The sequence below is a fragment of the Bradyrhizobium sp. Mp19 genome (assembly GCF_029952935.1).
In the GTDB taxonomy this organism is placed as follows: domain Bacteria; phylum Pseudomonadota; class Alphaproteobacteria; order Rhizobiales; family Xanthobacteraceae; genus Bradyrhizobium; species Bradyrhizobium elkanii.
This window is the reverse complement of sequence record NZ_JASAUT010000032.1, coordinates 75,567-95,517: the sequence shown is the minus strand read 5'-3', so window position 1 is coordinate 95,517 and position 19,951 is coordinate 75,567. Positions and strand designations below refer to the sequence as shown.

At 64.3% G+C, this 19,951-nt stretch carries 16 protein-coding genes and 1 tRNA gene; 10 read left to right on the top strand and 7 right to left on the bottom strand.

Translation table 11 applies throughout. The features are described 5' to 3' along the window. The first annotated feature begins 78 nt into the window (after positions 1 to 78). Positions 79 to 1,386 carry a DUF2235 domain-containing protein gene (locus tag QJT82_RS29135; protein WP_245288804.1) on the top strand — a complete coding sequence of 436 codons (1,308 nt, stop codon included), beginning with the start codon at positions 79 to 81 and terminating at the stop codon, positions 1,384 to 1,386. Positions 1,387 to 1,745: 359 nt separating this feature from the next. Here QJT82_RS29135 and QJT82_RS29130 read toward each other — a convergent pair. Both QJT82_RS29130 and QJT82_RS29125 read right to left on the bottom strand, forming a co-directional pair. Continuing rightward, positions 1,746 to 1,821, bottom strand: a tRNA-Ile gene (locus QJT82_RS29130). Between the two features lie 194 nt (positions 1,822 to 2,015). Further along, positions 2,016 to 2,984 (bottom strand): tripartite tricarboxylate transporter substrate binding protein, encoded by a 969-nt coding sequence (locus tag QJT82_RS29125; RefSeq protein WP_035632163.1) that lies wholly within the window; start codon positions 2,982 to 2,984, stop codon positions 2,016 to 2,018. A gap of 119 nt (positions 2,985 to 3,103) precedes the next feature. Here QJT82_RS29125 and QJT82_RS29120 point away from each other — a divergent pair, with 119 nt between their 5' ends. After that, positions 3,104 to 4,072, top strand: a complete 969-nt coding sequence (locus QJT82_RS29120; protein WP_028342471.1) for a TAXI family TRAP transporter solute-binding subunit — start codon at positions 3,104 to 3,106, stop codon at positions 4,070 to 4,072. Between the two features lie 151 nt (positions 4,073 to 4,223). Here QJT82_RS29120 and QJT82_RS29115 read toward each other — a convergent pair whose 3' ends face one another. Next, positions 4,224 to 5,414: an ABC transporter substrate-binding protein gene (locus QJT82_RS29115; RefSeq protein ID WP_245288805.1), complete on the bottom strand. Its 1,191-nt coding sequence runs from the start codon at positions 5,412 to 5,414 to the stop codon at positions 4,224 to 4,226. 206 nt (positions 5,415 to 5,620) lie between these two features. On the opposite strand from QJT82_RS29115, the gene QJT82_RS29110 reads away from it, so the two are divergent. Both QJT82_RS29110 and QJT82_RS29105 read left to right on the top strand, forming a co-directional pair. Continuing rightward, the gene (locus tag QJT82_RS29110; RefSeq protein WP_028342469.1) at positions 5,621 to 6,730 is read left to right on the top strand and encodes a molybdopterin-binding protein; all 1,110 of its coding nucleotides are present in this window, start codon (positions 5,621 to 5,623) and stop codon (positions 6,728 to 6,730) included. 9 nt (positions 6,731 to 6,739) lie between these two features. Then, the gene (locus QJT82_RS29105; protein WP_028342468.1) at positions 6,740 to 8,689 is read left to right on the top strand and encodes a molybdopterin biosynthesis protein; all 1,950 of its coding nucleotides are present in this window, start codon (positions 6,740 to 6,742) and stop codon (positions 8,687 to 8,689) included. A gap of 564 nt (positions 8,690 to 9,253) precedes the next feature. Here the strand turns inward: QJT82_RS29105 and QJT82_RS29100 are convergent. Further along, positions 9,254 to 11,815: a fused MFS/spermidine synthase gene (locus tag QJT82_RS29100; RefSeq protein WP_155258627.1), complete on the bottom strand. Its 2,562-nt coding sequence runs from the start codon at positions 11,813 to 11,815 to the stop codon at positions 9,254 to 9,256. Between the two features lie 184 nt (positions 11,816 to 11,999). Continuing rightward, positions 12,000 to 12,257, bottom strand: a complete 258-nt coding sequence (locus QJT82_RS29095; protein WP_311988559.1) for a hypothetical protein — start codon at positions 12,255 to 12,257, stop codon at positions 12,000 to 12,002. Positions 12,258 to 12,785: 528 nt separating this feature from the next. On the opposite strand from QJT82_RS29095, the gene QJT82_RS29090 reads away from it, so the two are divergent. The 5 genes from QJT82_RS29090 (at position 12,786) to QJT82_RS29070 (ending at position 16,500) form a co-directional block, all read left to right on the top strand. Further along, positions 12,786 to 13,088 carry a hypothetical protein gene (locus QJT82_RS29090; protein WP_245288803.1) on the top strand — a complete coding sequence of 101 codons (303 nt, stop codon included), beginning with the start codon at positions 12,786 to 12,788 and terminating at the stop codon, positions 13,086 to 13,088. Between the two features lie 177 nt (positions 13,089 to 13,265). Beyond that, positions 13,266 to 13,793, top strand: a complete 528-nt coding sequence (mobB, locus tag QJT82_RS29085; RefSeq protein ID WP_028342464.1) for a molybdopterin-guanine dinucleotide biosynthesis protein B — start codon at positions 13,266 to 13,268, stop codon at positions 13,791 to 13,793. A gap of 54 nt (positions 13,794 to 13,847) precedes the next feature. Continuing rightward, on the top strand, positions 13,848 to 14,117 hold the full coding sequence (locus tag QJT82_RS29080; protein ID WP_028332714.1) for a sulfurtransferase TusA family protein: 270 nt from the start codon (positions 13,848 to 13,850) through the stop codon (positions 14,115 to 14,117). A gap of 325 nt (positions 14,118 to 14,442) precedes the next feature. Then, on the top strand, positions 14,443 to 16,098 hold the full coding sequence (locus QJT82_RS29075; RefSeq protein ID WP_028342463.1) for an OFA family MFS transporter: 1,656 nt from the start codon (positions 14,443 to 14,445) through the stop codon (positions 16,096 to 16,098). Between the two features lie 153 nt (positions 16,099 to 16,251). Further along, on the top strand, positions 16,252 to 16,500 hold the full coding sequence (locus QJT82_RS29070) for a hypothetical protein (RefSeq protein ID WP_028342462.1): 249 nt from the start codon (positions 16,252 to 16,254) through the stop codon (positions 16,498 to 16,500). Between the two features lie 81 nt (positions 16,501 to 16,581). On the opposite strand, the gene lon is transcribed toward QJT82_RS29070, so the two are convergent. Both lon and QJT82_RS29060 read right to left on the bottom strand, forming a co-directional pair. Further along, a complete protein-coding gene (lon, locus tag QJT82_RS29065; RefSeq protein WP_028342461.1) occupies positions 16,582 to 18,960 on the bottom strand; it encodes an endopeptidase La in 2,379 nt (792 codons plus the stop codon). 11 nt (positions 18,961 to 18,971) lie between these two features. Further along, entirely contained in the window at positions 18,972 to 19,379 is a 408-nt protein-coding gene (locus QJT82_RS29060) for an Hsp20/alpha crystallin family protein (RefSeq protein WP_028332710.1), read from the bottom strand. Positions 19,380 to 19,643: 264 nt separating this feature from the next. Here QJT82_RS29060 and QJT82_RS29055 point away from each other — a divergent pair, with 264 nt between their 5' ends. Continuing rightward, on the top strand, positions 19,644 to 19,919 hold the full coding sequence (locus tag QJT82_RS29055) for a hypothetical protein (RefSeq protein ID WP_028342460.1): 276 nt from the start codon (positions 19,644 to 19,646) through the stop codon (positions 19,917 to 19,919). Positions 19,920 to 19,951: the final 32 nt, after the last annotated feature.

Below are 19,951 nucleotides of genomic sequence, written 5' to 3'. Positions count from 1 at the left end.
AAATGAGGCAACTGATCGCGCCCGGGAGCATCGATATGTGAGGCAATACGGCTTCCCACCCAGATTGTCGCGCTATACATGACCGTTTTGCGGAATATCTGGTGGGTTGGCCATAAGGTTCTGATTTTCATTGGCATTGCCGCGATGATAGGTGTCGGCGTTTACATTGGACGCCCCCCGGAAAAAACAGGCAATCAGCCGGATTTCATCGGCTCAGAGCAGCAGAAAAAGCGTCTCGCGGTGTTTCTCGATGGCACCTGGAATAGCATCGGGACAAACACAAACGTATGGCGCATGCGAGCGCTATGCGCATCGAAAGGAAGCGATGGCAAGCCGCAGCTGATCTACTATGGGCTGGGCGTAAACGGCTTCATCGGAGGGGCTTTTGGCCAAGGCCTCGATGAGAACATTCGCTCTGCCTACGAATGGCTAGTTGAGAATTACAATGCTGGCGATGAAATCTTCATCTTCGGCTTTAGCCGCGGCGCCTACACTGCGAGAGCATTAGCTGGTTTGATCGCAATCGACGGCATTTTGAAAGCCGGATCGCCCATAGGTGTCACAGAACTGTTTGATCGCTACAGGCGAGCGGATGAGCAAACCATCTGGACGCTAAGAGACATGGAGGCTGCGCACTCTGAGAAGATAGACGATCAAGAGCGATTGCTTTTGAAATATTCTCAGCTCGCTTACGTCAACTTCGTTGGAGTTTGGGACACCGTTGGGTCGATTGGCATCGAAGCAGGTGACTTTACAGGTATCAGCAGTTCGAAATTTGATTATCTGCAAACAGGGTTGCGATTACCGATCCTCAACGCATACCATGCGTTAGCCATCGACGAGCACCGAAAAAAGTTCGTTCCGACTATTTGGGACGTCCATCGTACGGACCCGACCGACATCATTAGGCCGCCGCGGCGAGCACTGACGTCAGTCGAGCAGCGCTGGTTCGCAGGCGCTCATGCAAATGTCGGAGGAGGCTATCCGACTGACTTGCTTCCTCAGGCATCCTTGCTGTGGTTGATGAAGAAGGCGGAATCGCACGGACTTGCGTTCCGGTCTGAGGTTCAGCTGGACGGAGATTTGCTTCGTTCGCCCGTGGTCGACTCGTATGGTCCATTTCTTTTGGGGATCTACAAAATATTCGAAGGAGCCTACTACCGTCCGATAGGACAGCCGCCCCAAGTGCGCGATGATGGCGCTCATATCAATGTTAACGAGACAATCGATGTCAGCGTTTTCGATAGGTGGCGCAAGGATCCATCGTATCGGCCAAAAAATCTTGTCGAATGGTCACAGCGGAAGAAGGTAGACCCGGCAGCCTTGCAGACTTCTGTGCGAGCTGACGATCCAAATGTTCAGGTTGCAGATCAACAGACGAGATGATGCCAAAGTCAGCTCTTCGTCGAGAGCAATGCGGCTCTGGCGTGAGCAGCGCGTGTGCAACTTCGGCGCCGCGACCATCCGAAGGGCGATTTTGCGTTGCAACGGTCGGCACAGTCGACACACAGCCGAGCTCCCATGGCCATTGCTCTGCTTGTGGCCCTTTGCGGACCATCTGGACCCGAAAATCCATTTCTGAGATTGAACCCTTAACTGACATGGCTCTTCTGCGAGGAAGATTACAGCCGTCCCAGTGGAGCGCGAGCGGCCTTAACGAACGAAAGGAGCACGTATCTGGTGCGGTTTCTGGTGCGGTCGTCGCGCTACTGGCATCGAAAGCTCAGTAAGGACATTGATCCCATTGGTGGGCCCGGCAGGACTCGAACCTGCAACCAGACCGTTATGAGCGGCCGGCTCTAACCATTGAGCTACAGGCCCCGCCGCCTTGCGGGCCGCGGGGCGCGGCCGGCAACGGTGCGGGCTCCGTTTACAGGGTGACTGCGGTTTCGGCAATGCCGCCCCGCATCCCTGTGCCATCGCTGCCGGGCCAGCCACGTCTTGCGGCTGGCATCGCTGGAACAGCGGCCGGCAGCCATCTTGCCTGGCCCTCAGTCTCCCTGGCGACCGGCGCTTCAATCCACCGAGACGCCGGCGAACTCAACGACTTTGCGCCATTTCTCGGTCTCGTCGGCCACCAGCTTGCCGAATTCGGCCGGGGCCATCGGCTTCGGGATGCCGCCGACTTCGGCGAGGCGCGCCACGAGCTTGGGATCCTTCAGCGCTTCACCCACCGCCTTGTTGAGCGCATCGACGATCTCCGGCGGGGTGCCCTTCGGCGCCGAGATGCCGTAGAAGCCGACCGCCTCGAAGCCCGGCACGGTCTCGGCGATCGCGGGCACGTCGGGCACGCCGGCCCAGCGCTTCGGCGAGGTGACGCCGAGCGCGCGGACGCTGCCGCCGCGGGCCTGCTCCAGCGCCGACGGCAGATTGTCGAAGATCAGCTGCACCTTGTTGGAGATGATGTCGGGGAAGGCGATCGCGGATCCCCGATACGGCACATGCAGCATGTCGCACTTGGTCATCGCCTTGAACAGCTCGGCCGACATGTGCACCGAGGTGCCGTTGCCCGAAGAAGCATAGGAGATCTTGCCGGGATTGGCCTTGCAGTAGTCGATGAACTCCTGGACGGTCTTCACCGGCATCGCGTTCGAGACCACCAGCATGTTGGTGAGCTGCATGATGCTCGCGACCGGGGTGGTGTCGCGCAGGAAGTCGAACGGCAGTTTCTTGTAGAGCGAGGTCGAGATCGCGTTGTTGGGCGCGACGAACAGCAGCGTATAGCCGTCAGCCGGCGCGTTGATCGCGGCGGCGGCGGCGATGTTGCCGCCCGATCCGGTGCGGTTCTCGACGATGAATTGCTGGCCGAAGTGATCCGACAGCCACTGGCTCATGATGCGGGCGACGATGCCGACCGGACCGCCGGCGGCAAACCCGATCACCCAGCGCACCGGGTGGTTCGGATAGTCGGATGCGGATGAGGGGGCAATCGAGGCGAGGCAGCAAATCAAACCAAGCAAGGCAACACGCGCGAACCGGATCATCGTTTCTCCCGTCATTTTCTTGTGACTGTTGCCGGCATGGTTTCACAAAACGCCGGCTTTGCCTACGACGTCGCCCGTGCGACGATAGTCTGGCTCACGTGGAATGCTTGAGGCCCGAGATGAAGTTCGCTGTAATGATTTGCGCCGGCGCACTGCTGCTCGCGGGCGGGGCGGCGGCGCAAGAGGGGAGCAAGACCATTTCCAAAACCACGATCAGTTTCGCCACGGCGACGCCGGGTGGCGGCTTTCCGCTCTATGGCAATGCCTTCGCCGAGGTGATGAATGCGGCCGACCCGACGCTGTCGATCGAGCCGCGCAACACCAAGGGCTCCAATGAGAACATTCCGCTGCTCGAGGCCGGCGACATCGATATCGCAACCGTGGCCGGCGAGCCGTCCTATGAAGCCTTCATGGGCATCGGCCGGCCGAAGGCCACCAGGCTGAAGATCCTTACCGCGATGTATTCGAGTCCCGGCATGTTCGTGGTGCGGGCGGACAGCCCCTACAAGACGATCCAGGATCTGGTCGGCCAGCCCGTCGCGTTCGGCGCCAAGGGTTCCGGCCTGCCGATCCTGTCGCGCTACATCCTCGACGGCATCGGGCTGAAGCAGGACGAGGACTTCAAGTCGATCTATCTCGATCGCGCCGGCGACGGGCCCGCGATGGTCGAGGACGGCCGCGCCGCGGCACTGTGGGGGGCCGGCATCGGCTGGCCCGGCTTCACCAAGATGGCCGAGAGCGCCACCGGCGCGCGCTTCATCGCGCCGACCACGGACGAGATCGCCCGCATCCGCGCCAAGCACATTTTCCTCAAGCCGCTGACGATCCCCGCCGGCAGCTATCCGAAGCAGACCGCAGCAATCTCTTCGGTCGGCTCCTGGAGCTACATCCTGGTGCGCGAGACCTTGCCCGACGATGTCGCCTATCGGCTGGCGAAGACGTTGCACGGCGTCGAGGCGACCTTCTGCACGAAGCTCGCCCAAGCGTGCGAGACCACGGCGGCGAACACCGTCGCCGCCGCGCCTGATATCAACCTGATCCACCCCGGCGTGCTCAAATATTTCCGCGAGATCGGGGTAGCGAAGTGACCTCTGCATGGACGCGTCATCGCGTCCATGCAGAGGTCATTCCGGGGCGATGCGTCAGCATCGAACCCGGAATCTCGAGATTCCCCGGTGCGCAATTGCGCACCTGCGGTCTGGTGCTTGCGCACCATCCCGGAATGACGACCTTCGGTCGTCACTTCTTCGCCATCGCACAGGCCGGGTCCGGCGGGCCGAACGCGTCCTCGCCCGAGATCTTGGCCAGGATCTTGTAGTAGTCCCACGGATATTTCGATTCGGCCGGGGTCTTGACCTGCACCAGCCAGAGGTCGTGCACCATCAGATTGTCCTCGCGCAGCTTGCCGTTGCGGGCGAAGAAATCCTCGACGGGCTTCTCGCGCATCTTGGCCGCGACCTTCAGCGGATCGTCGGTGCCGGCATCCTTGATCGCGTTCAGATAGGCGGTCACCGAGGAGTAGACGCCGGCCTGCCACATCGTCGGCATCCGGTTCATCTTGGCGAAATAGCGCTTCGACCACTCGCGGGTCTTGTCGTCCATGTCCCAGTAGAACGAGGTGGTCAGCAGCAGGCCCTGCGCGGCTGACAGCCCGATCGAGTGGATGTCGGTGATCAGCGCCAGCAGCGCCGCCATCTGCTGCCCGCCGGCGAAGACACCGAACTCGGCGGCGGTCTTGATCTCGTTGGTGTTGTTGGGCGGTCCGCCGGCAATGCCGATGATCTTGGCCTTCGAGGCCTGCGCCTGCAGGATGAAGGACGACAGATCGGGCGTCGCAAACGGCGGCCGCACCGCGCCGAGCACCTTGCCGCCGTTCTTGGTCACGATCGCTGAGGCGTCCTTCTCCAGAGAGTGGCCGAACGCATAATCGTCGGTGATGAAGAACCAGCTGTCGCCGCCGCGCTTCACCACCTCCTGCGCGGTGCCGACCGCGAGCGCCCTGGTGTCGAATACCCACTGTATCGCATAGGGCGAGCAGAACTTGCCGTGGAAATCGGTCGCGCCGGTCGAGTGCGTGATGAACAGCTTCTTCTTTTCGTTCGCGATGTTCTGCACCGCGAGCCCGACCGCCGAGACCGGCACGTCGACGATGAGGTCGACCTGATCGACGTCATACCAGCGTCGCGCGATGGTCGCGCCGATATCCGGCTTGAGCTGGTGATCGCCGACGATCACCGAGATTGGCTTGCCGAGCACCTTGCCGCCGAAATCGTCGATGGCCATCTGCGCCGCGGTGACCGAGCCCTGGCCGGTCGGCGTCGAGGCGGGGCCGTTCATGTCGGTCAGCACGCCGATCTTGACGATGTCGTCGGATACCTGCGCCGATACGGTCGGGGAGGCCAGCAGCGCGGCTGCGAGCGTCCCGAACATGGCTAGTCTGGTGGCCTTCATTCTGTCTCCCTCCTGAATTGGCGCATTGGCCATTATTTGTTGTGCCGGGCCTTCGGGGACCCGGTCATATTGGTTTCTTTTGCAACTATATTGGGGGCCGCGTCAACGCGCCATCGGTCTAATGACGCAGCCCCGGTGCGGCGAGAGGCAGTTTCTTTCGGGGCCGATTCAGTCCATAGCGGGCCATGGTCACCGCCCAGCGCCTTCCGCCTTCGCTCACCCCGCTCGATGCGGCACTGGCTGCCGTGCTGCGCGACGTCGGGCCGGTCCAGCCGATCGCGTTGCCGCCGGCCGACGCCTTGCGCTGCATTGCGGCCGAGATGCCGGCCTTGCGCGCCTACCCGCCGCACGATGTCGCGGTCAGCGACGGGTGGGCGATGCGCGCCAATGACCTGGTCGGCGCGTCGTCCTATGCGCCGTTGCCGCTGGCCGAACCTCCGGTCTGGGTGGCGGCAGGCGCCGCGATGCCTGAAGGCACCGACTGCGTGGTCGATGCCGATGCCGTCGATACCTCCGGTCCGCTTTCGCAGGTACTCGCGGAAGCGATCCCGGGGCAGGGCGTCAGGCGTGCCGGCAGCGACATCGCCGTTGGGCGCACCGTGATCGCAGCAGGGGAGCCGCTGCTGCCGCGCGGCCTGCTGCTCGCGCGCGCGGCTGGACTGCAGATGTTGCGCGTGCGACGGCCGCGGCTTCGCATCGTCAACATCTCCAATGGTGAGCTGACCGCACAACTGATCGCTGACATCGCGCGCCTCGCGGGCGCTGAGGTCGTCGGCATCGAGGCGGCGCCTGATGTGGCGGCGATTGCAAACGCACTCGATACCGACGGCTGCGATCTGATGGTCACGATCGGGGGCACCGGCGTTGGTCACACCGATGCGACAGTGAATGCGCTGGCATCGCGCGGCGCACTGATCGCGCACGGCATCGCGCTGCAGCCCGGGCGCACTACGGCGATCGGACGGATCCGTACCACGCCGGTCGTCGCCTTGCCGGGCGCGCCGGATCAGGCTTTCGCGGCCTGGTGGGCGATTGCGCTTCCCCTGCTCGACCGCCTGTCGGGTCGGCGCTCGCGCAAAACGCTGGCGCTGCCGCTGGAACGCAAGATCGCCTCCGGCGTCGGCGTTGCCGAGGTCGTGCTGCTGATACGCGAGCAAGGTTCCTGGGCGGCGCTTGCGACCGGCGACCTGTCGCTCGATGCCATCGCGCGCGCCGAAGCCCTGCTGATCGTGCCTGGCGCCGCCGAGGGCTTCGCTGCGGGCACGGTGGTCGATGCCTATATATTGCGGGAGTGAGTTCCCGAGATGACCAACAGTTTCACGCCGAAACCCAATCCATCCGTCGAGCAGGACCAGTTCCTGACCATCCTGTCGCGCGAGGAGGCGCTCGCACGCTTCGAGGCGGCGCTGTTCCCGCGCCAATTGCCGTCGGAGAGGCGGCTGCTCGCCGATGCGCTCGGCCGTGCGCTGGCGGAGGACGTGGTGGCGCCGATCGACGTGCCGCCATTCGATCGCTCCAATGTCGACGGCTTTGCCGTGCGCTCGGCCGATCTGGCGCGCGCCGGCGAGGCCGCGCCGGTGCAACTCGCGCTGAACGACGAGACGATTTCGTGCGGGACTGCGCCCATCCTGCCGGTGCTCCCGGGTACCGCAACCGCGATTGCGACCGGCGGTCCGGTACCGCGCGGCGCTGATGCCATCGTGATGGTCGAGCACACTCAGCCTGCCGGCCACGGCACCATCGAGGTCCGGCGTGCGGCGTCGCCCGGCCAGTTCGTGTCCTATGCCGGCTCCGACATCGCGCGCGGCGAGGCGCTGCTGCGCGCGGGAACGATGATCGGGTCGCGCGAGATCGGCATGCTCGCGGCCTGCGGCATCGCCGAGGTTGCGGTGACGCGCCGTCCGCGCGTCGCAATCCTCTCGACCGGCGACGAACTGGTGCAGCCGGGTGAGACGCTGCGGCCGGCCGCGATCTACGACACCAATGGTGCGATCGTCACCGCCGCGATTGCCGAGAACGGCGGTGACGCGGCGTTCCTTGGCGCGATCGCCGACAACGAGGCAATGCTCGAGGCCGCGATGCGCAAGGCGCTGGCGGACAGCGACATGCTGGTGCTGTCGGGCGGCACCTCCAAGGGCGCGGGCGACGTCTCGCACCGGATCATCGCTCGCCTCGGCAAGCCGGGCATCATCGCGCATGGCGTGGCGCTGAAGCCGGGCAAGCCGCTGTGCCTTGCGGTGTGCGACGGCAAGCCGGTGGTCATCCTGCCCGGCTTTCCGACCTCGGCGATGTTCACCTTCCACGACATGATCGTGCCGGTGCTGCGCCGGATGGCCGGGCTGCCGCCGCGATCGGATGCCAAGGTGGCGGCGAAGGTGCCGGTGCGCATCGCCTCCGAGCTCGGGCGTACCGAGTTCGTGATGGTGTCGCTGGTCGAGGGCGCCGACGGCCTGATCGCCTATCCGAGCGGCAAGGGTTCGGGCGCGATCACCTCGTTCGCGCAGGCCGACGGCTTCCTGAAGATCGAGGCGTTGGCCGACCAGCTGCCGGCCGGCAGCGAGGCCGAGGTGACGCTGTTCACGCCGCATGTGCGGGTGCCCGATCTCGTCATCGTCGGCAGCCATTGCACTGGACTAGATCTCGTCACGGCGCCGCTGGCGCATGCCGGGCTTGTAGTGCGCTCTATCGCGGTCGGCAGCCTCGGCGGGCTCGCTGCCGCCAAGCGCGGCGAATGCGATCTCGCTCCGATTCATCTGTTCGACGACAAGACCGAGACCTACAACACGCCGTACCTCGCCGACGGACTCGAGCTGGTGCCGGGCTGGCGGCGCATGCAGGGCATCGTGTTTCGTAAGGACGACACGCGCTTTGCCGGCTTGAGCGCAGAGCAGGCGGTGCGCGCCGCGCTCGCCGATCCCGCCTGCATCATGGTCAACCGCAACCAGGGCGCCGGCACCCGCATCCTGATCGATCGCTTGCTGGCGGGTAGCCGGCCCGACGGTTACTGGAATCAGCCGCGCTCGCACAATGCGGTTGCAGCGGCCGTGGCGCAGCACCGCGCCGACTGGGGCATGACCATCGCGCCGGTCGCGGCAGCCTCCGGGCTCGGTTTCATTCCGCTTGCCGAAGAGCATTACGATTTCGCGCTGGTCACGGCGCGCAAGCAGCGACCGGCAGTGCAGGCCTTTCTCGATGCGCTGGCGTCGGATGAAGGGCGGGCTGCATTGACGAAGGCGGGGTTCAGGCCGGCGTAGCGTGAGTGTTGGCGTGTGCATGGCGCGCGCGAGTGCCGCAGCAATCACTGCTGTCGTCCCTGCGAAAGCAGGGACCCATAACCACAGGCCTCTGTTATTGAACTGAGCTGTGGCCCCAGCGCTGTGCAACAATCACCATTTGTGGTTATGGGTCCCTGCTTTCGCAGGGACGACGATGGAGATAGCTCGATTCAAGATGTCAACCAGCGCGGTGTCATCACCCGCGCATTTATGCGCGGGTGATCCGGTATTCCAGAGACGTCGATGCTTGAGCCGCGGCGTGCCGGATCGCCCACAAGCGCGGGCATGACACCGGGGAGAATGAGAGCACACGACTCCTTCCCCACGTCGTCCCTGCGAAAGCGGGGACCCATATGCCGCGGCGGGCGTTGCAGGCGGGACTTGTCGTTCCAGCATCGCGTAACAATTTGCATTTGTGGTTATGGGTCCCTGCTCCCGTGCGCAATTGCGCACTAGGCAGGGACGACACTGAATGCGTTGCGCGGCCAGAGGGTCACGCAACGCATTCTCGCGACATGAATTGTCCTGCCGAAGGCACCCTGATCACTCGCTTAGCTTGCGGTCCAGGAAGTCGACGTAGGAATTGTCCGGGTCCAGTTTGACGGCCAGGCGAAGCGCTGCTCGGGCGGCGGACTTGTCGCCGTCGGCCGTGGCCTTGTGCTCATCCAGGATCGCATTGGCCACCGTGCGCGCGGTGTCGAGACGGGCCTCGTCGATGGAGCGGTCGGCAAGATAGGCTTCCACCGGCTCGCGGAGGCGCTTCAGCTCGTCCACGCTGACCGAACTCAGCGGATACCAGTTGTAATATTCAAGACGCGGCCGATCATCCGTGAGGCTCGGCACATCCCCGACAAAGGCCGCGAGTTTGTCATCAGCGGCGATGAATGTCGCCAGGAAATCCTCGGGCGAGCCGAGGCCGTTTGCCGTCAGGTCTTCAGCCACCGCGGGCTTCGACATACGCATGGCGAGCTCGCGCGGATCGATGTTCAACGGTTCATCGGAGGCGATCGCCACGCCTTCCATTCTGGACGGCAGCCACAGCGAGACATGCTTGAACTGGCCCATCATGGCCTTGAGTATCATCTTCGGAAGAATGCCGCGGTTGAAATCCAGCGGCACCCATTGCGCGAGAACGCCGCCGGGACGCATCTTCTGCTTTGCCAGCGCATAGAATTCCTCCGTGTAGAGGTTGATGACGCCGGCATCATGAGGCGGTGGCGGCTCGAGCGTGATGACGTCAAATGTCTCCTTGGTCCCCAGCAGGAAGTGGCGCCCGTCCGCGACGATCTGATGGACTTTGGGATTTTGATAGAATTGCTTGTTGATCGGCACGAAGTGGGGCGCAAATTCGAAAACCGTCGATGCCAGATCGACCGCGTCGATGGATTGCAACTCTTCATGGGTGCTGACCGCTCCCACCGTGGTTCCGGTCCCGATGCAAATGACGACAGCCGTTTCAACCGGGCCCTGGTGCAGCAGAATGGGATAGTGCCCCATCGCGGCCATGTAGCGTCTGCCCTCGGGACGGTTGTTGGCATAGCTCTTCGAATTCACCACCAATTGCTGATAGGTGCCCGCCGCCTTCTCGCGATACTCGACCACCGCAAACGTCGCTTGCCGGGTTTCCCGCAACTCGAGCACATTGGCGCCCTCGATCGCGGTCAGGACCCGCTCCAGATAATGTGGGGTGAAGAGCAGCAGCGCTACGGCGATGACGCTCGCGGCGATCGTCCCCTGCCGCCACAGGCTCCTTTCCCTCAGAAGATCCGGCTGCGACACGGTCGTCGCGACGAACAGCAGGACGTTCACGACAATCAGCGCGGTGAGCGCGCCCTGGCTGCCCAGACAGGGGATCAGCAGAAACCCCGCCGCCAGCGAGCCCACGACGCCGCCAATCGTGTTCAAGGCGTAGAGCGTGCCGATCCTGCGGCCCAGCGCGCTCATCTGCATCACGGTCAGTTCGCTGGCCAGCGGAAAGCTGATGCCGATCAGCGTCGTCGGCAGCAACAGGGCAACAGCGCAGACCAGGAAGAATGAAACGTCACCTCCCAACAGCTCCTGCACCGGGACTGGAAGCAGGCCAGATACGATGGGAGACAGCGCTACTCCCATGGTCCGCGCCTTGCCGAGTATTCCGACGGTCAGCGTCGCAGCAACCGCGATCAGCAGCTGCGTTACGGCGAAGTATCGCAGCAATTGATCCTTGCGGGGGGCAAGCAGTTTGGCGCAGATCAGGGCGCCGATCACGAGCCCCAGCAGGTAAACGCCGAGCATGCCCGAGAACGCGTAGACACTCGAGGTGCTGACATTGGTCAGGAATCGGAACCAGACGACCTCATAGGCGATCGACACAAAACCGGAGCACGCGAAAATCCAGATCAGGATCGACGTCCTGTCACGCGCGGTCGCGGCGGTTTGCACCGGCGCCCGTGCCGCAACCGGCAAAAGCGGGCTTGCGCCGCGCGCAACGAACAGGGCCACAACGCCGACGCAGATATACAGCGCTGCCGCAACCAGGCTCGATCCTGCGATGCCCCAAAGGCCCATCAGCACAAAGCCGACAGCCAGGGTGCCGATGGCGGCGCCCAGCGTGTTGAACCCGTAGAGCAGACCGATGCGATTGGCGAGGTCGGTTTGTGCGCGGGTCAGGAATTTCACCAGGAAGGGCAGGGTCGCGCCCATCAACATCGTCGGCAGCGACAGGATGGCGAGCGACACGGCGACCATGAGAGGCAGCCGGAATGGCGACCCCAGGTCCAGCATCGGTGACAGCCAGCCCACCCATGTCGGCCAATGCGACAGGAACGCGGTGACCGCGAGAGAAACGAGCGCGAGAGCGAGTTCGAGAAACCCGTAAATTTTCAGGGGGCGGCTGACACTGTCGGCGATCCGGCCTCCCAGGGCGCTGCCCAGCGAGAGGCCGAAAAAGAAGCTTGCCACCGTGACGCTGACGGAGACGGTCGCGCTTCCCAGCACGAATTGCAGTTGCTTGAACCAGAGAACCTGGAGGATCAGCGATGCCGCGCCCGATGCCAAAAAGATCGCCGTGACCAGAACCCGGTTTTTCAGGCTTACGGCATCTCGAACGCCACCACGATTGCGCACTGGACCGGTCTCCCTTTGAACGGGAGAACAGGTAAGGCAAATGCTCTTAATATTGCCTTATGGCGGAGCGGCGCTGCGCGGCAGCCGAATCGCGTTGAGATTGCTAGGAAAATTGTCGTTTGGCGGATGCTTGCCGGGGCCGAACGATCGCGTTGTGAGAGGGCCTGTGCGTTGCGGATCCAGCTCAGTGCCGCATGGCCGTCTCCACGAACTCCAGCACGGAGCGCGGGACCTCTTCGTATTCGACGAAACGGCGCCGAAGCTCGTCGGCAATGTCGGTCGTGACGTCGCGCGACCATCCCTCGTTGGTATTGAAGGCCACGATGCGGACCGGACGGCTGTACTGATCGTCCAACAGGCGCCGGATCAGCGTTTTCCGGTCAGTGCCTTCCTCATCGGTTTCGCTCCAGGCACGACCGAGTCGGCCAAAATCGTTCAGCACCAGATAGATGTCGTGGTCGATTGAATGCGGCACGATAGAAGGCGAGCGAGGCATACATGGTCCTCCACAGTGCACATTATCGTGTTCCGATCGCCCTGCGCATTGGAAATTTTGAGGTAAATCCGGTGGATAGCGGGATCGCGCGCCGTCAGACGAAGGATGCAGTGGCTCCCTTGGAGCAAAGCGTCCCGTCGCTGGTTATCTCTCATCACCGACATGGGCCCTGTTGCGGACGTCGGTGGTTGAGCGACCGATGGGGCTCCCACCCGCTCGAGGAGCGGAGCGATGTTAAGAAGGCTTCGTTTTAGGAATACAACGCTGGAGGAAGTGCTGGCAGTCGATACGCAGCGGCCGCGGAAGAGGCTGCGGATGCGTGATCAGCCCCCGAGAGAGAGCCGGTCAGCAAGGCTGGCCAAGCCGGGGCGGCCGGTCAGTCAACGAAACGACTGACCCTGCGGGATAGCGAGCCGAGCGCAACTTGCGCGGCGGCCCGTGAACTGGTTCGCCGATTGCGGCGACAAACCCGTCATGGCACTCGACACCGCCAATTTTCGCAGGATTGCCGCGCTCGTCGCGGCGGCCGGCACCTTGTTCTGGCTCTACACCTTCTACGCCATCGCCCATGTGCCGCCGGGCGACGGCACCGGCTTCCAGTGGCTGGCGGTGTTTCCGCTCGGCATGGTGTTCGGCCTGTTCTTCCTGCCGGCCTGGCTGCTCGTCGCCATCGGCCGATTGCCGAGATTCACCGCGGCGCTTGGGGTCTGTGGCCTGATCGCGTTCGCGGTGCTGTGGGCACAGCTGCTGCAGGAGTTTCCGAGGGCCGTCCTCTAGCGAGCCAGTCGATCCGCATCCGCCGGCAAGCCTGGCATGACATTGCTCCAAGGCTGATATAAGCAGCGTTGGGCGCAAGTCGCGGCTTTCCGTCGTCACGGCTGGTCCCGGCCATCCATGTCGGGCGGAACCGCAGGCGTGGATGCCCTAACGATTGGTATGTCTTCGGAGACGCGTATGAGAGTGATTGGCCTCGCGGGCTGGAGCGGTGCCGGCAAGACCACCCTGCTGTCGCGGGTGATCCCCTGCCTGCTGGGCCGCGGCCTGCGCCTCTCCGTGATCAAGCACGCCCACCATGAATTCGATGTCGACGTGCCCGGCAAGGACTCCTGGGTGCACCGGCAGTCCGGTGCGACCGAGGTGCTGGTGTCCTCGACGCGGCGCTGGGCGCTGATGCACGAGCTGCGCGGCGCCGACGAGCCGCGGCTGCCGGAGCTGCTCGCCAAGATGGCGCACGTCGATCTGGTCGTGGTCGAGGGCTTCAAGCGCGAGCCGGTCAACAAGATCGAGGTGTACCGCGCCGCCAACGGCAAGCCGCTGCTGTTTCCCGACGACCCGCGCGTGGTCGGGATTGCCAGCGACGTCGCCGTTGCAACCACGCTGCCGGTCGCGCATCTCGACGACATCGAAGACGTTGCCGAATTGATGCTGCGCGCCGCGATCCCTGTCGACGACGTGCTCGCGTCGGCTCCGGCCGAAGGCTGACGTGGATAAGGAGGCGGCGTTGACGATGCAGGACGGCTTCGCCATGGTCGAACCATGACAACGACGAAGCTTGATCTCACCGGCCTGAAATGCCCGCTGCCGGCGCTGAAGACGCGCAAGGCCCTCAGGAGCGTGACGGCGGGAGATTTCCTCGAGGTGCATTGTACCGATCCGCTTTCGGTGATCGATATCCCGGCCCTGATCCAGGAGACCGGCGACAAGGTCGAGATCACCGAACGCAGCGACGCCCGGATCGTCTTCTTGATCGAGAAGATCAATGGAGCGATAGGCAATTCGAATGCTGCGTTGCCGCGTACCAGCTAGATGCAGCTGGATATCTACCTTTTGCCTATCGACACCTATTTTCCATTCTGCGCGAATTGATAATGTCCGCCGGGTTGTCGTGATGGAGTTGTGCTCGAGTGTGGGCGCATCGACGGACAACGACTGGGCCTGTGTCCAGATCACGGGCTGCACGGCCGGGCATATCCGGTCGTATTGGGGGTTAGCATTTCCGGAATGTGCGTGGTTGGTCCCGGCGCATTGAGGAAATGTGCGGCGCTGCCGGCTGACGCTGGCCGCAATGGGCTGAGACGGGATCGAAGACGCAGATGCGCCTGTCGTAATGGCGGCTGCAGGGGAGGTGTCAATGACCACAGTGAGCAGCGCCGGACGCGTATCCGCGTCAGGTGCAGGTTTCCTCGACAAGGAACATACAATCGCGACCGCCGGCTTCAACCGCTGGCTGGTGCCGCCGGCCGCGCTCTGCATCCATCTGTGCATCGGCATGGCCTACGGCTTCTCGGTGTTCTGGCTGCCGCTGTCGCGCGCGATCGGCCTGACCGCGCCGAAGGCGTGCCCCGACATCTCGCTGGTGCAGGAGCTGTTCACCACCACGTGCGACTGGAAGGTCGCGAGCCTGGGGTGGATGTACACGCTGTTCTTCGTGCTGCTCGGCGTCTCCGCCGCGATCTGGGGCGGCTGGCTTGAGAAGGTCGGCCCGCGCAAGGCGGGCTTCGTCGCAGCGCTGTGCTGGGCCGGCGGTCTCGTGATCGGCGCGCTCGGCGTCTACACGCACCAGCTCTGGCTGATGTGGCTCGGCTCCGGCGTGATCGGCGGCGTCGGCCTCGGTCTCGGCTACATCTCGCCGGTGTCGACGCTGGTGAAATGGTTCCCCGACCGGCGCGGCATGGCGACCGGCATGGCGATCATGGGCTTCGGCGGCGGCGCGATGATCGGCGCCCCGCTCGCCGACAGGCTGATGAACTACTTCAAGACCCCGACCTCGGTCGGCGTCTGGGAGACCTTCCTCGCCATGGGCGCGATCTACTTCGTGTTCATGATGATCGGCGCGTTCCGCTATCGCATTCCGCCGGCCGGCTGGCAGCCCGAGGGCTGGACGCCGCCGACGAAGGCCAACGCGATGATCTCGAGCAAGCACGTCCATCTCGAGAACGCGCACAAGACGCCGCAGTTCTGGCTGATCTGGTGGGTGCTCTGCCTGAACGTGTCAGCGGGCATCGGCGTGATCGGCATGGCCTCGCCGATGTTGCAGGAGATCTTCGCGGGCAAGCTGATCGGCCTGCCCAATGTCGGCTTCAACCAGCTCGATGCCGGACAGAAGGCGCAGATCGCGGCGATCGCGGCCGGCTTTGCCGGATTGCTGTCGCTGTTCAACATCGGCGGCCGCTTCTTCTGGGCGTCGCTGTCGGACAAGATCGGCCGCAAGAACACCTACTACACGTTCTTCATCCTCGGCATCGCGCTCTACGCGCTGGCGCCGACCTTCGCCGCGATGGGATCGAAGCTGTTGTTCGTGCTCGGCTTCGGCATCATCCTGTCGATGTATGGCGGCGGCTTCGCCACGGTGCCGGCCTATCTCGCCGACATGTTCGGCACCCAGTTCGTCGGCGCCATCCACGGCCGTCTGCTGACGGCATGGTCGACCGCGGGCATCATCGGGCCTGTCGTGGTGAACTACATCCGTGAGTTCCAGCTGGCCGCCGGCGTGCCGCGCGACCAGCTCTACAACACCACGATGTACATCCTGTGCGCCATGCTGATCGCGGGCCTGATCTGCAACTACCTGATCAAGCCGGTCGATTCGAAATGGCACATGAGCGACGCCGAGGTTGCCAAGTTGCAGGATGCGAGCGCCAGCGCCGCGGCGGCCGGACCGCACGGTTCCTACGGAATCGGGTTTGGCGGGCTCGACGCCAAGGCGGCGCTGTTCTGGCTGTTCGTCGGCATCCCGCTGGCGTGGGGCGTCTACATGACGCTGCTCAGCGCGGTCAAAATCCTCTGATCGCAGACCGGGCCGCGCGCGGGACATCTGGCATCCCGCGCGCGGCCTGAAGCGTTTTCGAGCGAAGTGGATGCCGGTTCGCGTGAAGAAGACGCGTCAAACAAGAACCTCTACGCCGTTCAATTCAACAGATAATCAAGGGACATTTCAGTCATGTTTCGTACCGCAAGCTGTCTTGTGGCCGCCCTGCTTCTCGCCGGCTCGCTGCACACCGCGTCGGCCCAGACCACCGAGGCCAAGCCGTCGAAGGTCAAGCTCACCATGCAGAAGCTGAAGGACATGAAGGCGAAGTGGAAGGCCAACAAGCCAAAGCTGAAGGCCTGCCGCGCCGAGGTGAAGTCGAAGGGCCTGACCGGCGACGACCGCTGGTTCTACATCGAAGAATGCATGGGCAAGAGCTGAGCGGCACCGCTCCGCCATCTGCAACGGAGGAGGGCGTGACGGCGATCGCTGTCACGCCCTCTTGTTGCGTTTGAGACGCGATCACTCCGCGGCGGCGGGCGTCGTCTTGGCGGCCTCCAGCGCTGCTGCGATCGCCTCGTCGACCCGTTCGAGCCAGATGAACTCCAGCTTGGCGCGGGCGCCGGCGGGGATATCGTCGAAGTCGCGCTTGTTGCGCGCCGGCAGCATCACACGGGTCAGGCCGGCAGCCGCGGCCGCGACCACCTTCTCCTTGATGCCGCCGACCGGCAGCACGAGGCCGCGCAGCGAGATCTCGCCGGTCATCGCGGTGTCGCTGCGCACCGTGCGGTCGGTCAACAGCGAGGTGAGGGCGGTGAACATCGCAACGCCCGCGCTCGGGCCGTCCTTCGGCGTCGCGCCGGCCGGAACGTGGACGTGGATGTCGCTCTTCTCGAACACGCCGGGATCGATGCCGAGCTGGGAGGCGCGGCTCTTCACCAGGGTCAGCGCGGCCTGCACGCTCTCGCGCATCACCTCGCCGAGCTGGCCGGTGAGGATCAGCGCGCCGCGGCCCGGAGTGCGCGACGCCTCGATGAACAGGATGTCGCCGCCGACCGGGGTCCAGGCAAGGCCGGTGGCAACGCCCGGGATGCTGGTGCGCATCGCGATCTCGTTCTCGAACCTCGGCTGGCCGAGCAGCGACACGATGTCCTTCGGCGCGATGGTGACGTGGCTCGTGCTGCCTTCGGCGATCTGCACCGCGACGTTGCGCAGCACCTTGCCGATCTCGCGCTCCAGGTTGCGCACGCCGGCCTCGCGGGTGTAGCTGCGGATGATCAGCCGCAGCGCATCCGGATCGATCTCGACCTGCTCGGCCTTGATGCCGTTGGCCTCGAGCTGGCGGCGCACCAGATAGCGCTTGGCGATCTCGAGCTTCTCGTCCTCGGTGTAGCCGGCCAGGCTGATCAGCTCCATGCGGTCGAGCAGCGGGCCGGGCACACCGTCGAGCATGTTGGCGGTGGCGATGAAGACGACGCGCGAGAGGTCGAACGGCACGCCGAGATAATTGTCGCGGAAGGTGCTGTTCTGCTCGGGGTCGAGCACTTCGAGCATCGCGGCCGACGGATCACCCTGGATGCCGCGGCCCATCTTGTCGATCTCGTCCAGCATCATCACGCAATTGCGCGCGCCGGCCTTCTTGATCGCCTGGATGATGTTGCCGGGCAGCGCCCCGATGTAGGTGCGGCGATGGCCGCGGATCTCGGCCTCGTCATGCACGCCGCCGAGCGAGACGCGGACGAACGGCCGCGCCATCGCGCGCGCGATCGATTGGCCGAGCGAGGTCTTGCCGACGCCGGGCGGCCCGAGGAAGCACAGGATCGGCGCCTTGCCGCCGGGCGCGAGCTTGCGCACCGCGAGATATTCGATGATGCGGCTCTTGATCTTCTCGAGGCCATAATGGTCCTGGTCGAGGATCTTGCGCGCCTCCGCGATGTCGATCGGCTTCTCCTCCGGAAGGCTCCAGGGCAGGTCGATCAGCCAGTCGAGATAGCTGCGCACCATGCCGGACTCGGCCGCGGCCTCCGGCATCCGCTCGTAGCGGCGCAATTCCTTCTGCGCCTGGCTCTCGGCCTCCGGTGGCATCTTGGCATCGGCGATCGCCTTGGTCAGCTCGGTGACTTCCGCGGCTTTGCCGTCGCCTTCGCCGAGCTGGCGCTGGATCGTCGCCATCTGCTCGCGCAGGATCGCCTCGCGCTGCCGTTCGTCGAACACGGCCTTGGTCTTCTGCCCGATCTCCTGGCTCAGCCGCAGCACCTCGATGCGCTCGGCGAGGTGACGCGACACCTTGTCCATCCGCGCCACGAGATCGATGGTTTCCAGGATGTCCTGCTTCTCCGACGGCTTGATGTCCATGTAGGAGGTCGCAAGGTCGGCGAGGGTTGCCGGCGAGGTGGTGCCCTGTAGCGCGGCGATCAGCTCCTGCGGCACTTGCGGCAGCAATTGCGCGGCCTCCAGCGCCTGGCGCTGCAGATTGAGGAAGCGCGCCTCGATCTCGGGCGAGGTGGTGGTCGGCTCCGGGATCTGCAGCACGCGGGCGGCGAGGAACGGCGTGCCGGGCAGATAGTCGAGCACGCGCATGCGCTGCACGCCCTGGCAGACCAGGTGGTGAGTGTCGTCGGCGCCGGTGATGTAGCGCACGATGTTGGCTGTTGTGCCGACGCGGTAAAGCCCGTCGGGACCGGGATCGTTCGTCTCGGGATCGCGCTGCAGCAGGATGCCGATCGGCCGCTGCTCGCGTACCGCCTGCTGGGCCGCGGCAATCGACGTCGCGCGGGCGATCGTGATCGGAATGATGACATCCGGAAACAGCACGGTGTTGCGCACCGGGACGATGATCAGCGCGTCGCTCGGGATCGGCGTCGAAGTCGATGCTGGGCTTAAAACGTCTGAGGCAGCCATGTCGAAATCCTTTAGCTCGACTTTCCGAGCCGCAGGCCGACGCAACCATGCGCGGCAAAGCGGCTGATGGTGTAGCGGCCGGTCGGCAGCGCGATGCGGCGCTCGAACCGGCCCTGCGGCAGTTCGAGGCGCAGGATGCGGGCGTTGCGGAGTTCAGGGGGCAGGGTGCGGCGGCCGGAGATCACCAGCGTGCCGCCGTCGAGCGCGGCCTCGACCTCGTCGGGATCGACCCCCGGCAGCGCGACCAGGATCAGGATTTCATCCTCGGTCTCGATCACGTCGGTCGGCGGTTCCCAGCTCGGCTCGGTGCTTCCCGCGCGCGGGTGCAAATTGAGGAAGCTCTGGTGCAACCGTTCGGCGCGGGCGAGCGCCTCGATCGCATCCGACAGCATCCAGTTGATCTGATCCTTGGGCCGCATGGGCACTCTCCACGTCGCATTGGGAGGCGAGGTTACCGGTCTTGCCGCCGACCGTAAACCGGCCCCTCGCGCGTCTGATCGGGGGTAAAATTGTCCGAAATGTCGCGATTTGCGGCATGACCGCGATGCACGGACCGCAGCCGGACGCTTATGCCGCGGCTATGTGACAGGGCTGCGGCTGCTCTCGAATTCCTACGGCCTTCCCAGCATCTTTTTGGCGTGATGCGGTGCGCTCGCGCGCGCCGCCAAACGGGAAGGTGGCACATGACCTTGCTCCATTACCACGATGCCCGGCCGCACGGTTCGGCCGGCGCCGTGCCCTTGATCCTGCGGCGGACGTTCCGGCGGATCGGCCTCGTCTTCAGGACTGTTCACCGCGCGATCGCCGCCGCCAAGATTCACCGGCTCCGCAATGAGCTGCTGCTGCATCGCGGCCACGAGGATTGGGCGCGGACCCATCTCAATGTCGGCATGCTCGGCGGCGACGCCGAGAGATATCCACGGGCGCCGGTCGTGCTCGGCGAGAAGTGGGATTACTGAGATGCGCGCAGTTTCGTTCATCGCTGCCCTGC

Bases quoted from the DNA above. Each gene is read 5' to 3' on its own strand.
- QJT82_RS29115 (WP_245288805.1), bottom strand. From the start codon at position 5,414: ATGTTCGGGACGCTCGCAGCCGCGCTGCTGGCCTCCCCGACCGTATCG.
- QJT82_RS29110 (WP_028342469.1), top strand. From the start codon at position 5,621: ATGGTCACCGCCCAGCGCCTTCCGCCTTCGCTCACCCCGCTCGATGCG.
- QJT82_RS29080 (WP_028332714.1), top strand. From the start codon at position 13,848: ATGACAACGACGAAGCTTGATCTCACCGGCCTGAAATGCCCGCTGCCG.
- QJT82_RS29135 (WP_245288804.1), top strand. From the start codon at position 79: ATGACCGTTTTGCGGAATATCTGGTGGGTTGGCCATAAGGTTCTGATT.
- mobB (WP_028342464.1), top strand. From the start codon at position 13,266: ATGAGAGTGATTGGCCTCGCGGGCTGGAGCGGTGCCGGCAAGACCACC.
- QJT82_RS29105 (WP_028342468.1), top strand. From the start codon at position 6,740: ATGACCAACAGTTTCACGCCGAAACCCAATCCATCCGTCGAGCAGGAC.
- QJT82_RS29055 (WP_028342460.1), top strand. From the start codon at position 19,644: ATGACCTTGCTCCATTACCACGATGCCCGGCCGCACGGTTCGGCCGGC.
- QJT82_RS29060 (WP_028332710.1), bottom strand. From the start codon at position 19,379: ATGCGGCCCAAGGATCAGATCAACTGGATGCTGTCGGATGCGATCGAG.
- QJT82_RS29090 (WP_245288803.1), top strand. From the start codon at position 12,786: ATGGCACTCGACACCGCCAATTTTCGCAGGATTGCCGCGCTCGTCGCG.
- QJT82_RS29070 (WP_028342462.1), top strand. From the start codon at position 16,252: ATGTTTCGTACCGCAAGCTGTCTTGTGGCCGCCCTGCTTCTCGCCGGC.
- QJT82_RS29075 (WP_028342463.1), top strand. From the start codon at position 14,443: ATGACCACAGTGAGCAGCGCCGGACGCGTATCCGCGTCAGGTGCAGGT.
- QJT82_RS29125 (WP_035632163.1), bottom strand. From the start codon at position 2,984: ATGATCCGGTTCGCGCGTGTTGCCTTGCTTGGTTTGATTTGCTGCCTC.
- QJT82_RS29120 (WP_028342471.1), top strand. From the start codon at position 3,104: ATGAAGTTCGCTGTAATGATTTGCGCCGGCGCACTGCTGCTCGCGGGC.
- lon (WP_028342461.1), bottom strand. From the start codon at position 18,960: ATGGCTGCCTCAGACGTTTTAAGCCCAGCATCGACTTCGACGCCGATC.